This is a genomic window from Flavobacterium sp. W1B (genome assembly GCF_047344965.1).
Taxonomy (GTDB): Bacteria; Bacteroidota; Bacteroidia; order Flavobacteriales; family Flavobacteriaceae; genus Flavobacterium.
In genome coordinates this window covers 2,967,418-2,981,600 of record NZ_CP178845.1, presented here as the reverse complement: position 1 = coordinate 2,981,600, position 14,183 = coordinate 2,967,418, and the positions used below count along the sequence as shown (strand labels likewise).

Sequence of the window (14,183 nt, the reverse complement as noted above, 5' to 3'; positions counted from 1 at the left end):
TAATTAAAAGTCTATTTATAATAAATGTATAAAGAAATAAAACAAAATGAATTAACTAATGATGAAGATACAATTTTACTCATTGTAACTGCAACAGACGTTGAAACTGAAATATTGCATTCTAAGTTAAAAGCAGTTTCTGGTGAAGAAAAAATACTTTTTGCACATCACGAGGAAAGAACATATTATAAGGGCGTTTTCGGTGGGTATATCTGTGTACATTTACAGTGCGATACAATGGGATCCATTGGAGCCACAAGTTCAATAATTACAGTTAGAGAAGCAATAAGATTCACTAAACCCAAAGTAACATTGATGATAGGTATTGCTTTTGGAGTTGATGACAAAGAACAAAAAGTAGGTGATGTTCTGGTTGCCAGTAGTATTATTCCATATGATTTCAAAAAAATAACAAATGAAAAATCAACTATAAGAGCACAAGCAATTCCAACCAGTACTATACTTATAAATAAATTTAAAAATGCTAGAGGTTGGGACTATCCTCTTGATTCAAGGAAAGCTAATAAAATTATAGCGCCAGTTTTTTCTGGTGAAGAACTGATAAATAGTATTACTCGTCGGGATGAGTTGACTTCTTTTAACGGACAGGCTAAAGGAGGAGAGATGGAAGGGGTTGGACTTTACGCAGCTGCAAATGGGCAAACCGAATGGATTTTAGTAAAAGGTATTTGTGATTTTGCGGATGGAAACAAAGATAAGAACAAAGATGAAAATCAAAAAATAGCAATGCTTTCTGCAACTTCACTTTGCTTAGAAGTATTCTCTAGTTTTGAAGCATTTAAGAGTATTGGACTAAATCCTTACGAAGAAAAAAACTTAGACATATTATCCATAAGTAAAAAACCTTCCGAAGTTAACAAAGTACTTTTTGATATTTACAACGTAGAAAAAGAAGAATATTACATCGAAAGAAAAATAGATGAATTGATATTGAATTGCTTAAAATTTCAATCAATTTGGGTTCATGGAAAATCAGGTAGGGGAAAATCAATTTCTGTATTTAGAAATATTATTCAGAATAGTTTTCAAAGTATTTCTGTAAGTCTTGCGAATTGTGTGGGGTTTGGAATAGATGACTTTTTTAACGAAATATACATTGAGCTTACTTCTGTTTTAGAGCCCGATTGTAAAATAGATGTTAATCAAAGTCATCAAGAAACAATACGCAAAATAAATTTACTTTTGGGAAAACATTTTCCAGATAAAACTATTTTTATTTTAATAGATGAAATTCCTTTAGGAAATGACGAATCTTTTAAAGTATTCACAAAAAGAATATTTTCTTTATTTATATCGAGTTCACTTGTAAATGCAAATGTTAATATAAAATATGTATTGTCATCAATTTATTCTCCTGAAGAAAACATTGAAGAGTATCAGCAAAAAATTAGATCATTAATAAGGTTTATTGAATTTGAAGATTGGACTAATGATGAGCTGAAATTACTCTTAACGCTAATTCAAAAAGAACTCGATTTGACACTTGATAATTTAATTAATGAAAAATTAATTAAACTTTCTAAAGGTTCACCACGATGGATCAAAAAGTTCTTCAAAAATCTTTATATACTTGGTGAGGTTACTACATCAAATATAGAAAATGCAATTATCCAAACAACTTCTGAAATTACCGTATAATGAATAAAATTCTTAAGCCATATACAATTGTACCTTCAAATCTTTATGTTGAAAGAAGTGCAGACCGACAAGTAAAAAACATTTTGGAGGATATGGGTAGACCGGGTTATGTTTTGGTATCAAGGCAAATGGGAAAGACTAATCTACTAATTAATGCCCGAAGAAAATATAGCAATGATGATGACAGATTTATCTATATTGATTTATCAAATTTATTTGACAATGAAATTCAATGTTTTAGAAATATTATTGATACTGCAATTGAAACTAACTTAGATGTTTTTTCTCAACTTGAAATAGATGTTCGGGAATATCGTAAATCGAATAGTGACTTACCTCCTCATAAGCAACATGAGAAAGAGTTGAGGATGCTATTAAAATCTATTAAAGGAAAATTAATTATTATTCTTGATGAAATAGATGCTTTAACAAAAGTTGAATATTCTGATAGAATTTTTGCTCAAATAAGAAGTGTTTATTTTGCACGAACAAATTACAGTGAATTTGGTCGTCTAACTTATTTATTATCTGGAGTTGTTGAACCATCAGAATTAATTAAAGATCCAAAAATTTCGCCATTTAATATAGGAGAAAAAATTTTTCTAAATGATTTTTCAAGAAGTGAGTTTGACTCTTTTTTGCAAAAAGCTGAATTAAGTCTTTTAGATGAGAAAATAAAAACTCGTATATTTTATTGGACTAACGGTAACCCGCGATTAACTTGGGACCTATGTTGTATAATTGAAGACCAAAAGGAAGTAATTGTTACTGAATTGGATATCGACTCTATCATAAAAACATATTATTTGACAGCATTTGATAAACCTCCTGTTGATAACATTAGAGAGATTGTGAAAAAAGATCCTTTTATTCAAGATGCACTAATTGAAATAGAATATGGAAAAGGAGATGTAATTGCTGATGATGTTAAACAAAAATTGTATTTATCAGGAATTATAAATTATACAGAAAATGATATACAGATAAAGAATAGAATTATAAAAAACTCTTTATCAATAAATTGGATTGACTCAATAAAAGCTATTGAAGATGATTTGCTTGAAAAAGGCGTGAAATTGTATAATGAAGATTCTTACAAAAGAGCTATAAGTACATTAAAGAATTATTTATCGAAGAATAATGAAATCTTAGAAACGAGCGAAGAATATAATATTTGTCATTTTCATTTAGGCTTGTCATACTATTTTGAGAAAGATTTTAACCAAGCTTTAGACAACCTTACTAAAACTAATTTTGATGCTAAAAAATATGGAAATCTATTTTTTAAGACAGAATTATTTAAAGGTTATGCCTTTCAACAAACACAAAAATATGATGATGCAAAATTAGCTTTTAATAAAATATTAAGCATTGGTATAAAAGATGAATTTTATTTAAATGCAAAATTAAATTTAGCGTTGATTTTATCATTAAAAGATGAACATGTATTTGAAATAGAAAAAGCTAACGAACTTTTTCTAGAAATTGCTAATTCCAAAGTAGAAGATTATTTTAATCTTGATAATGAAATATTTAAAAAAATTAAAACGCAGTCATTATTTGCCTTAGGAAATACTGATGAATACAATGATAATAGCGAAAATGTAATCTATTTAAATGAGGCTCTGGTTTTAAGTCCAAAAGAATATCAACCAAAGATTTTATTTCAAATTTATAAAACATATGGGCTGCAAATAGAAAAAAATGAAGCATTAAACAATATTGTAAATCAAATAATTAATAACAATCTTAAACTTTTCAAAGAATCAAAATTTAACGATTTGCAATTTAATCAAAAGCTTTTGCGTGAAATACAGTTAGAAGTTTTTAATAATGGATTAAATATTGCTTTTGAATTAATAATTGAATACGAAAAGCTAATTAGCCCTCGTTATAAAGATAAAATAGCTATAGTAGATAAATTAGTTGGAGAAGCACAAGAACTTCAATATTCATTAAATTTTATTTTTAAATTAACAGAGTACTTGTATAATATTTGTGAAAATAAAAGCTCACAAATTTACAAAAATTCACTTGCCCTTTTAAGTTCATTAAATCTTGACTCAGATTTCAAATATTCTTTAGAATACATTAAAGTTTTAGATGAAGACAATGTTTTAATTGTTGATTTTGAGGATGTTGCAAAATACCTAGCCTTAATACAAAATCTTCTTAATAAAAGTGATATTAAGCATGCTTTCGAAATATTAGATATTGGAGAAAGGTTAAAAATCAAATTATCTAACGAATGCGCAAGCTCTGTAGTACTCTTCGACTTTATGAAAATGAAATGTTTAGTTGATGCAGGACAAGTAAGTATTTCAAAAAAGCTAGCTTCAAGTATATTAAATGAACTAACTGCAAATGAAGAGGACTTGTTAAAAAATCCATTGATTAGGCAAGTGGGGATACAAAATATTGTTAATTATTGTGAAAATATTTTGTTCCATATGAGAAATAATATACCCTTAACGATAGCAAAAAAAATAGGAAGAAATGATATTGTTAAAGTAAAATATGATAATAATAAAATTTTATCTGTAAAATTTAAAAAAGTTGAAACTGACTTAAAAGCTGGCAAATGTATATTGATTAATTAATTTGTGACAAAAGACTTTATAATAAATGCGGTGAATAATCAACTTATTCACCGCATTTATCGCGGAGAATAATCCGTATATTTACCGCATAAACAAAAAAGCAATGGCAATCTATATCCATCAACTTAAGAGTTGGCCAAATTTACATTGGGAAGAACAAGAATTTATTTCGTTATTAAGTGAAGTTAGTAACTTGCAAGGTAAACTTATGGGCAAAGTGGAATTATTAGGTTTCGAATTGAAAGGAGAAGCCAATTTAGAAACCTTGATTCAAGATGTATTACAGAGTTCTGAAATAGAAGGAGAAATATTAAATCCTGAACTGGTTCGCTCATCCATTGCAACAAGACTAGGGTTGGAATATTCTGGATTAGAACATTCCGATAGAAATGTAGAAGGAATTGTAGAATTAATGATAGATGCTACTCAAAATGATAACAAAATATTGACAGAGGAACGTTTGTTTGGTTGGCACGCTGCATTATTTCCTACAGGAAGAAGCGGTATGCACAAAATTGAAGTCGCAAATTGGCGTTCAGGTGCTATGCAAGTTGTTTCAGGCGGTATGGGTAGAGAAATAGTTCATTATGAAGCTCCAAAACCCGAAAAGTTAGTATCAGAAATGGAACAATTTATTGATTGGTACAATAAAGAACAAAATCTAGAATCATTATTAAAAGCAGCAGTAGCACATCTTTGGTTTATAACCATACATCCCTTTGATGATGGAAATGGAAGAATTGCTAGGGCAATTACAGATATGCAACTTTCAAAATCCGATGGTGTTAATCAACGCTTTTACAGTATGTCTACTGAAATTAATAAACAAAAGAAAAGCTATTACACCATTTTAGAGCGAACTCAAAAAGGCGAGTTAGATATTACTGAATGGATTGTTTGGTTTTTAGAGTGCCTAAAAAATAGTATTCTATCTTCCAATACGATTGTAGACAAAGTGGTAAAGAAACATCAGTTTTGGGTTAAAAATACAGTCTTAATAAGTAATGAACGTCAGCAAAAAATGCTTAATATGTTAATGGATCATTTTGAAGGAAACTTAAATACAAGCAAATGGGCTAAGATTACCAAAACTTCACCAGATACCGCCCTGAGAGATATTACCGATTTAGTAAATAAAGGAATCTTGGTAAGAGCTAATTCAGGTGGAAGAAGTACGTATTATATCCTTAAAGAGAGCTTTTAAAGTAAAATAAAGTTATTTCCGAAAAATATTTTTGAGCTTTGTTAGGAGCTCAAATATTTTTCAGAATAACTTTTATGAAATCGACTCATAAAAAACGCTCTTTTACATCTTCGCATTCCAAACAATTTCCCTCATTCGTTGTTTAATTTGATTTAATATAAATGTCAAGTTTATTGCGCAATAAACTTGACATTTATATGTATGCTGTTAATTTGGAGTAAAATGTATTCTAAAAATATTTAGAGTTTTCAAATACATCATCGATAATTTTATCTAATTTTTTATTAGGTAACTTATTTAAATAAGCCTGTGTAGTTCTTATATCTGTATGACCAAGCATTTCACTAATAGCATCAATAGGAATGTTTTCGAATTTTAAGAATGTCGCAAATGTATGGCGAGCGGTATAAAAAGTGATGTGTTTGCTAATTTTTAAAACTCCCATCATTTCTTTTAGAGCAGGATTTATTTTCCCGAGTATTTTATGACTACGGAATTTAATCTGTTTTATAGTCATATTTTCATTTATTAAAAGAGGGAAGAGATAGGAGTTCATTGATTTTGGATTGTATACTTCCAGTATTTTAAGGGAATGATTTTTTAGTTTAAAATCCAAGTGTGCACCCGTTTTAGTTCTTATATAGGATAGTCTACCATCGTATAAATTCGAATTGTCCACTTTTAACATATCAATAAAATTCATTCCTCTACAATAAAAACTAAACAGGTACATATCTTTTGCAAATTGATGATCTTTATTTGAACTAAAATCTTCGTCAATCAGTTTTTGTAGCTCTTCGTCAGTCAAATATTCTCGTTTAGCTTCTTTTTTCAAGGCAGATATTTTGTAATGTTTAAAGGGGTAGGTATTGGAAGAAATGATCTCTCTTTTGATTGCATTATTAAATACCGCTCTAATAGTTCTCATTTTGATACTTATTCCACTATCTGTTCCTTTATTGCTTCTTAAAAAAGAATCGTATTTTTCTAAGAACTCAAAATTCAAATCTTGGAATTTTAGTTCAGTCTTTACATAGAATTTTTTGAGGGAGCTCAAGGTTTCTTTGTAAATTTTTGCAGTTCCAATTTTATTAGAATTTGTAAATTCATCAGTGATTTCTTGATGAAATTTATAATAATCTAATGCAGGTGCTTTGGTCACATCATCGGCTTTTATTTCATTTGCGATGTCCTTGATTGTAAAGTCTACATTCAAGCGACGCTTCTCTCTTATGTAATCTTCAATCTTAAGATTTGTTTTGCTGATAAAATTATTTATTTCAGTTATTCTTTTTAATTCCTGACCTTTTTTATTTGTTTTCAGCGTATTGCTTTCAAAGCTCCAAGCATCAAATTCGCAGGAATAGTTTGTAGCCATTGAGGTATTACGCCTGTTTTTGATTAAAACCAAAATAATGGAATGTTTCCCATCCTTATTTGGAGTTTTCTTTATTGTAAATTTTAGTGAAGCCATATTTTATTTATTTTTGACGAACATTTGACGAACATTTATTTGACAAAAGTATAAAATAATCAATAATAAGAAGAATTTACGATGTCTAATTCGTTAAAAATCAACAAAGTAAACAAAAAGAAGATAAAAGAATAAATAAAGCACCTGCCTTCTAAGCAGGCGGTCGAAGGTTCGAATCCTTCTGCCTTCACTTCAAAACCCACTGTTTTCAGTGGGTTTTTTGTTTTTAATACTTTTTAATTACTACCTTTATTGCTACAAATCGCCACTTTTTACGACATTTTTACGAATATTTCACGAACATGAAAATAGAAATTAACTTAAAAAAGCCCCGAGGATTTACGTAAATCCTCGGGGCTTTTTTAATTAGTGGCTTAGTCAAATAGCATTTTGTTATTCAATACAACGTAAGTTATTTATAAAATAGGTTTCTGGTTGGTAAGTCTCATTATTTAATTCCGATATTAATTCCTTTTTGAGGATGTAATCTTCCATTCCTGTTAAATATTGAATGCGCATCAACGATACTGGAGATTTTTTTAATTCCTCAAGACTCCCTTTCATAAACATGAAATTACCGGTATTGACTCGATTGTCAAAGCCTTTGTCGTCACGAAGCGTTGTTCCGCAATTTTCTCCATCAACGTGTAAAAGCGTAACTATTTTTCCATTGTTTAATTGTAAAATTAATTTTGAATTTTTATCAAAGCAATTTGCTTTTATGAAATCTTTACTTTTTTGAATAAGTTGTACGCTCAAAGTTGGCATACCATCCGTTAATGCTAACGAATAAAATATATAGCTTGAATTTCCTCCAAAATTTTTCTCGGACACAATGTATTCTTTGGTTGATTTATAGGTTCCAATAGAATCATTAACATTTGTACTGTATTCACAGGGTTTTTGTGCTAATAGATTCGCGGTTATTAAGAATAAAGCTATTGTAATTATTTGTTTCATTTTTAGGTATTTATTGGTTTTTTAAAGGTTGTATATAATTTACGATTATGCTCATTTCATATTTAATTTATTTTGTTGCAAATTAAAACTATTTTATTGTTTTCCGTATCAGTTGTAAAAAAACAATAGACATTTCCTCCTTCTTTTATCTTCCATTTTTTACGAATGTTTTCTACTGACTCAGGAAAATTACGAGTTGTAATATTTGCCTTCTTTTGTTCTAAGTACGCTTTCATTTCGTTTTTTCGATAGGGAATACAGTTTTCTATCTCAAAGGCTCTTCCCGGAAACGATACCAAATCTATTGAAGTATACAAATGAGAGTGTTTGTGGAGTTTGTTTAGATTGTAAAATAATCCAACTTCATCAAAACCACCTGATTTCATTATGGCGCTATTGGGCTCGTACAAATATTTTTGAGGCAGGCTATAATTTGGTGTTTTAGATTGTTGGTTCAGGATAAAGTCGAAACTTTCTGTTTTTTCCTTTAAAACATTGACTGTTTTTATTTCTACTTCGCCTGAATAATTTTTATGTAATTCCCATAGTAGTTCTTTTACTTCATTTTCTAGAGCTACAATATGAATTGCTTTGACATTTTTGACTTCTGATAAACCCGCCGAAAGATCTAATAAAGGAGCTGTTTTTATCAGGATTTGCTCCGAATTTTTAAAGTAGAAATCAAGATTATCCGGAACATTTGGCAAACAATCTTTGAGCATAAATACCTTGCCTTTGGCATCATTTCTCCTCGATGGATCAATATATATCCAATCCCATTTTTTGTTTAACGAGGTCAAGGTAGTTAAGCTGTCGCCTAAATAACAACTGATGTTTTTTGCTTGTAATTGCTCAAAATTGTGTTTCACCAAATTAGATAATTCGGTGTTGATCTCACAATGGGCAACTGTTTTTATCTTTTTTGCAAAATAATAATCATCTATGCCGAAACCGCCAGTTAAATCAATTAAGCTATCACCGGAAACTATGGTAGATTTATACAATGCCGTTTTTTCGGAAGAAGTTTGTTCAACCGAAATTTTAGCGGGGTAAATGATATTTTCAGTAGCGAACCAAGTTGGTAGTTTGTCTTTTGCCTTTGTTTTGGCTTCAATTTGATTCAAAATAGCAATCCAATCTACTTCTGGGAAAGGATTTTTTTGCAATGCTAACTTCGAAATAGATGCGTCAATATTCTTATTTATAAATCCTTGTATTTCGGGATTTAGTATGTTTAAATCCAAGATTAGAGGTTTTTAGTTAAAAGTTGGATTAGTATGTTTTCTGGGAAAAATTCCTTGCCCATCACCTTTAATATTGTATAAAGCGGAACGGCTACAATCATTCCAAGAATCCCGAAAAGGAAGCCAGCAATCAATATAACAAGAAATATTTCCAATGGGTGTGAACTGACACTTTTTGAGAAAATAATGGGTTGTGATACGTTATTATCGATGATTTGTACAATCCAAAAACCAATTAGTACATATATAGTTGTAGGTAAGGTTTCGGTTTGAAAGTCGCTTCCTAAATTGCTAATCATAGTTAGAATTGCTGCTAAAATGGAGGCGATTAATGGACCAATGTACGGAATGATATTTAAGACAGCACATAAAAATGCGATGACAATAGCATTTGGAATTCCAAAAATAAGTAAAACAATAAAGTAGAAAATAAATACAAACAACAATTGAAGCAATAATCCGATGAAATAACGAGATAGTAAATGATTTATTTTTTCTAATGAATTTAGAATTTGTTCCTCGTGGCTGTCGGGAATTAATTTCTTAGCACTTACTATAAAAGATACGCGGTCTTTAAGGAAGAAAAAAACAATAAATAATACGGATGCTAATCCCATTCCAAAACTGCTGATTGTTCCAAGAAGCGCATTTAAAAAATTGGGAATAATATCAAAGTTCATTTTCGAAGGAATGTTTGCTTCTTTTAGCATTTTCGATGCATCAATATGATGACTTTCTAGAAATACAGAAATTTGATTTATTAATTGGATTGAGTTTTTTTCAATTTCAGCCGTGTTCAAAAGAGATAAATTCTGGCCTTGGGCTAAAATCAAAGGAATAAACATCATTATAAATCCAGCGATAATGAGAATAAAAATAAATAATGTTGTTATAGTTGCAAATACATGGTTGAATTTTAATCGTCTTTTAAAGAAATCTAAAATAGGGTTTCCTATTAAAGTAAGAATTAAAGCGACCATTAAATAAATTAGCACGGATTGAATTTGGTATAAAAAATAAAGTGACAAGGAGGCTAAAACAATTACACCTATTGCTCTTAATATTCCGTTTGCTATAATTTTGGATGTAATCATTTATCTTTTTTTAGGAGATAAAGATAAAAAAACTCGCCAACAAGTAGCGAGTTTTAAAATCTAAAAGTTAAAAATGGTTATATTCCAAATGAAGCTCTTGCTCCACCGGTAATAAATATAGCATCCATTCTTGTTTTTTGTCCGTTAGAGAACATGTACATTCCTCTGTCATCTGTATAATCCATGTAGTTCATTGTCATTTCTACCGGGGTGCCGGTACAAGTACTGTAATGAGGATAAATAGGAACACCATAATTAGCAGTATTATGAGTAGGCGTGTCTGAAACTAAATCGCTTCCACAACTAGCATCTCCCCAAATGTGGCGTAAGTTCATCCAATGGCCTACTTCATGGGTAGCTGTTCTTCCTAGATTGTAAGGGTAACTTCCGGAACCTGATAATCCAAAATATTTTGAATCAATTACCACTCCGTCAGTTGCGCTACTTCCGCCAGGGAATTGAGCGTAACCTAAAATTCCACCACCTATAGTACAAGCCCAGATGTTTAATTTTGTAGTTGGCGAAGTTGGGTCTAATCCTCCTTGTTTTGTTTTTTTCATTGCGTCTCTAGTTCCCCAAGAGGTTTTAGTAGTCGATTTTCTGTTAATTGTTTCTAAAACAAATGTAATACCTACGTTTGCTTTTACTCCTGAGAATAGTGCTGGTACATCATTAAAATCAGAATTTGTCGCGTTGAAATCTTGATTTAAAACATTAATTTGGGATTGAATTTGTGCATCAGAGATGTTTTCGGCAGCAGTTTTGTACAGTACATTTACAACAACTGGAATTTCGATTTTGCCATTTACTAAACGGCCGCTTAAGATTGCTTTTTCTGTGAATGCCTCAATTTGACTCATCCTGATGGCTAATGTAGGATCGGCGGCCATTTGGGCTTCAAGTACTTCATGAGAAGCGCAACCTCTTTGCGCAATTGCATTGGTTGATACATCAGTTGATTCTGCTTTATCATTTTGACAAGAGAAAAGCAGCATGGATGCCACTGCTGATAAAATTAATTTTTTCATAATAATTTGGGGTTTTTGTTATAAATTATGATTATAGTTAATATTAATGCAATTTTATAACAAAATTATTTATTTAGCAAAACAATTGATTTAATAAGTTTTAACAAAATATTAAGATTGCTTATTTTACAGGCTTTTCGAGTGTTTATAAAAAAGGAGTTATTTTCTTTTTAAAGTGAATTCTCACTAAAAAAGATTTGTAGATTGGACTGTTTGATAGAGAGTTTAACAGCTGGTTTTAGCTTCTATTAGTTTTATTGTCAGTTGATGCAATATTCTTTTTAATGAGAATAATACATTTTTTCTAGACCAAAAAATACTACTTCTAAATATATTTTTAGTTTTGGGTAAATTGTGCGACAAACCAGAAAAAAGTAAAATGGTTTACTTTCAAATTTGTGTTTATAAGTTGCAATAATGAGGATTAGTTATTGAACACGTAATTCAAAATATTTGCTCCCATTTTTAGCGCTTTTTCACGCACTGCTATAGGATCGTTATGGACTTCGGGATCTTCCCAGCCATCACCTAGATCACATTCAAATGTGTAGAGTAAAACAAGTCGGTTTTCTACAAAAATGCCAAATGCTTGTGGGCGTTTCCCTTCGTGTTCATGAATTTTGGGTAATCCATTTGAGAATAGATTAGGCTTTTGAAATATGCTATGATTGGTAGGGATTTCGATTAAATCATTATTTGGGAATATCTTTTTAATTTCTTTTCGGACGTATTGATCCATGCCGTAATTGTCATCAATATGGAGGAAACCGCCAGAACTCAGGTATTTTTTTAGATTGCTAACATCCGTATCGCTAAAAACTACATTTCCATGTCCTGTCATGTGTATAAATGGATAGGAGAACAAATCAGGACTGCTGGGTTCAACGATTGCCGATTTGCTGTTTATTTTGGTATTGATATTGGCATTGCAATATTTGATTAAATTAGGCAAAGAAGTAGGATTGGAATACCAATCACCACCTCCGCTGTATTTAACTAAGGCAATTTCTTGGGAATAAGTCCCAATTGAAATTAAAAGCAAAACCAAATATATCCTTTGCATATTTTTAAAAAGTATTAGTCTTCATTAACAAATACAACACTATGACAAGCAACTACGGCAGCCGTTTCGGTTCGTAACCTTGTGTTTCCTAATGAAACGGGAATAAAGTTATTCTCGAGAGCCATTGCAATTTCGTTTTCAGAAAAATCACCTTCAGGGCCAACAAGCATCGTGATATTTTCATTCGGTTTTAAAATTGACTTCAATGTTTTTTTATCAGTTTCTTCGCAATGAGCAATCAATTTTAAACCTTCTCTTTCAAGTTTAATGAATTCCTTGAATGAAATAGCCTCATTCAATTTGGGAAGATACAATTCATTTGATTGTTTCATTGCCGACAAAATAATTTTGTCAAATCGTTCTTTATTGATCACTTTTCGTTCCGAACGATCACAAATTATGGGTGTGATTTCATGGACTCCAATTTCGGTTGCTTTTTCGAGAAACCATTCGTAGCGATCATTCATTTTTGTTGGCGCCACCACAAGATGAAGGTGATATTTAGAAAGAGCTTTTTGTTCGAAAGAAATAATTTGAACCGTACATTTATTATCTGAGGCCAAAGTAATTTCGGTTTTGAATAAAAAGCCCTGTCCGTTTGTGACAAACAAAATATCGGAATCTTTCTTGCGTAGCACTTTTATAATATGTTTACTTTCTTCTTTATCAAAAGAAAAGCTTTCTGTAGTTTCGTTTATGTTAGGGTTGTAAAATAATTGCATAGTTTAGAATTGTATTCTTGCTTTAGAAACCACTGCTGCAGTTTCGAAATTTTGTGATAAATATTTTTGATAACCTACAATTCCAATCATTGCAGCATTATCGGTTGTGTATTCAAATTTTGGAACAAATGTTTTCCAGTCGTATTTTTGTTCGGCTTCTTTTAGGGTTTTTCTTATTCCGGAATTGGCCGAAACTCCTCCGCCGATAGCGATTTGGTTTATTCCTGTTTCTTTTACGGCTAATTTCAATTTATCCATTAAAATCTCAATAATCGTATGTTGAATTGAGGCACAAATGTCATTTAGATTTTCATCTATGAAATTAGGGTTTTCTATCTTCTTCTTTTGGATGAAATACAAAATAGCCGTTTTTAAACCCGAAAAACTAAAATCCAATCCGGGTACTTTTGGTTTTGTAAATGCAAAAGCCTTTGGATTTCCCAATTGGGCATATTTATCTACTAAAGGACCGCCAGGATAAGGAAGTCCAAGGATTTTAGCGCTTTTGTCAAAGGCTTCGCCTACTGCGTCATCGGTAGTTTCTCCGATAATTGTCATGTCAAAAAAGTGGTTCACTTTTACGATTTGGGTATGTCCGCCACTTATTGTTAATGCTAAAAAAGGAAAATCAGGTTTTTCAAAACCTTCTTCATCTATAAAATGGGCCAAAATATGGGCATGCATATGATTGACGGCTATCAACGGAATTCCTAAGGCCAAAGCCATCGACTTGGCAAAAGAACTTCCCACAAGAAGCGATCCCATCAGCCCCGGACCCTGGGTAAATGCGATTGCCGATAATTGTTCTTTAGTGATATTTGCTTTGCGAAGCGCCGCATCAATAACCGGTACTATATTTTGTTGATGCGCACGAGAAGCAAGCTCTGGAACTACACCTCCATATTGGGTGTGAATTAATTGATTTGCAACAACATTTGATAGTACTTTATCGTTATGTAAAACCGCTGCTGCTGTGTCATCACAAGAACTTTCGATTGCAAGAATAAAAACCTCTGGATTTTGCATAAAAAGGCGTAAAATTTGAATTATATTTGACAAACCGAAATTTTAATTTATGTAAATTTGCGGTGCAGCCAAAATTAAAGAATTTTTAGCAAAGGTGCCGCTCTTTCCT

General features: G+C 31.0%; 11 protein-coding genes and 1 tRNA gene. 4 read left to right on the top strand and 8 right to left on the bottom strand.

The window, feature by feature from the left end; translation table 11 throughout:
• Nucleotides 1-24 precede the first annotated feature (24 nt).
• The 3 genes from ACMDB5_RS12910 (at nucleotide 25) to ACMDB5_RS12900 (ending at nucleotide 5,463) form a co-directional block, all read left to right on the top strand.
• Nucleotides 25-1,659, top strand: coding sequence for a hypothetical protein (locus tag ACMDB5_RS12910; protein WP_413998670.1), 1,635 nt, complete (start codon nucleotides 25-27; stop codon nucleotides 1,657-1,659).
• Nucleotides 1,659-4,259, top strand: a complete 2,601-nt coding sequence (locus ACMDB5_RS12905) for an AAA-like domain-containing protein (RefSeq protein WP_413998669.1) — start codon at nucleotides 1,659-1,661, stop codon at nucleotides 4,257-4,259. The genes ACMDB5_RS12910 and ACMDB5_RS12905 overlap by 1 nt, the downstream gene beginning before the upstream one ends.
• Before the next feature lie 103 nt (nucleotides 4,260-4,362).
• Nucleotides 4,363-5,463, top strand: coding sequence for a Fic family protein (locus ACMDB5_RS12900; RefSeq protein ID WP_413998668.1), 1,101 nt, complete (start codon nucleotides 4,363-4,365; stop codon nucleotides 5,461-5,463).
• A gap of 229 nt (nucleotides 5,464-5,692) precedes the next feature.
• On the opposite strand, the gene ACMDB5_RS12895 is transcribed toward ACMDB5_RS12900, so the two are convergent.
• A complete protein-coding gene (locus tag ACMDB5_RS12895; RefSeq protein ID WP_413998667.1) occupies nucleotides 5,693-6,937 on the bottom strand; it encodes a site-specific integrase in 1,245 nt (414 codons plus the stop codon).
• A gap of 119 nt (nucleotides 6,938-7,056) precedes the next feature.
• Between ACMDB5_RS12895 and ACMDB5_RS12890 the strand changes: the two genes are divergently transcribed.
• Nucleotides 7,057-7,127 (top strand) — tRNA-Arg (locus tag ACMDB5_RS12890).
• A 203-nt stretch (nucleotides 7,128-7,330) separates the two neighbouring features.
• Here the strand turns inward: ACMDB5_RS12890 and ACMDB5_RS12885 are convergent.
• The 7 genes from ACMDB5_RS12885 to tsaD form a co-directional block, all read right to left on the bottom strand.
• Nucleotides 7,331-7,897, bottom strand: a complete 567-nt coding sequence (locus ACMDB5_RS12885; RefSeq protein WP_413998666.1) for a hypothetical protein — start codon at nucleotides 7,895-7,897, stop codon at nucleotides 7,331-7,333.
• A gap of 62 nt (nucleotides 7,898-7,959) precedes the next feature.
• Nucleotides 7,960-9,141 carry a THUMP-like domain-containing protein gene (locus ACMDB5_RS12880; RefSeq protein WP_413998665.1) on the bottom strand — a complete coding sequence of 394 codons (1,182 nt, stop codon included), beginning with the start codon at nucleotides 9,139-9,141 and terminating at the stop codon, nucleotides 7,960-7,962.
• A 2-nt stretch (nucleotides 9,142-9,143) separates the two neighbouring features.
• Nucleotides 9,144-10,235, bottom strand: coding sequence for an AI-2E family transporter (locus ACMDB5_RS12875; protein ID WP_413998664.1), 1,092 nt, complete (start codon nucleotides 10,233-10,235; stop codon nucleotides 9,144-9,146).
• Nucleotides 10,236-10,312: 77 nt separating this feature from the next.
• Nucleotides 10,313-11,263 (bottom strand): zinc metalloprotease, encoded by a 951-nt coding sequence (locus ACMDB5_RS12870; protein WP_413998663.1) that lies wholly within the window; start codon nucleotides 11,261-11,263, stop codon nucleotides 10,313-10,315.
• Between the two features lie 424 nt (nucleotides 11,264-11,687).
• Nucleotides 11,688-12,326 carry a DUF4159 domain-containing protein gene (locus tag ACMDB5_RS12865; RefSeq protein WP_413998662.1) on the bottom strand — a complete coding sequence of 213 codons (639 nt, stop codon included), beginning with the start codon at nucleotides 12,324-12,326 and terminating at the stop codon, nucleotides 11,688-11,690.
• Between the two features lie 14 nt (nucleotides 12,327-12,340).
• Nucleotides 12,341-13,048, bottom strand: coding sequence for a 16S rRNA (uracil(1498)-N(3))-methyltransferase (locus ACMDB5_RS12860; protein WP_413998661.1), 708 nt, complete (start codon nucleotides 13,046-13,048; stop codon nucleotides 12,341-12,343).
• A gap of 3 nt (nucleotides 13,049-13,051) precedes the next feature.
• Nucleotides 13,052-14,074: a tRNA (adenosine(37)-N6)-threonylcarbamoyltransferase complex transferase subunit TsaD gene (gene tsaD, locus ACMDB5_RS12855; protein WP_414000390.1), complete on the bottom strand. Its 1,023-nt coding sequence runs from the start codon at nucleotides 14,072-14,074 to the stop codon at nucleotides 13,052-13,054.
• Nucleotides 14,075-14,183 lie beyond the last annotated feature (109 nt).

Coding starts and splice junctions, on each gene's coding strand:
- ACMDB5_RS12870 (WP_413998663.1), bottom strand. CDS start 11,263: ATGAAAAAATTAATTTTATCAGCAGTGGCATCCATGCTGCTTTTCTCT.
- ACMDB5_RS12875 (WP_413998664.1), bottom strand. CDS start 10,235: ATGATTACATCCAAAATTATAGCAAACGGAATATTAAGAGCAATAGGT.
- ACMDB5_RS12860 (WP_413998661.1), bottom strand. CDS start 13,048: ATGCAATTATTTTACAACCCTAACATAAACGAAACTACAGAAAGCTTT.
- ACMDB5_RS12895 (WP_413998667.1), bottom strand. CDS start 6,937: ATGGCTTCACTAAAATTTACAATAAAGAAAACTCCAAATAAGGATGGG.
- ACMDB5_RS12900 (WP_413998668.1), top strand. CDS start 4,363: ATGGCAATCTATATCCATCAACTTAAGAGTTGGCCAAATTTACATTGG.
- ACMDB5_RS12910 (WP_413998670.1), top strand. CDS start 25: ATGTATAAAGAAATAAAACAAAATGAATTAACTAATGATGAAGATACA.
- ACMDB5_RS12865 (WP_413998662.1), bottom strand. CDS start 12,326: ATGCAAAGGATATATTTGGTTTTGCTTTTAATTTCAATTGGGACTTAT.
- tsaD (WP_414000390.1), bottom strand. CDS start 14,074: ATGCAAAATCCAGAGGTTTTTATTCTTGCAATCGAAAGTTCTTGTGAT.
- ACMDB5_RS12905 (WP_413998669.1), top strand. CDS start 1,659: ATGAATAAAATTCTTAAGCCATATACAATTGTACCTTCAAATCTTTAT.
- ACMDB5_RS12885 (WP_413998666.1), bottom strand. CDS start 7,897: ATGAAACAAATAATTACAATAGCTTTATTCTTAATAACCGCGAATCTA.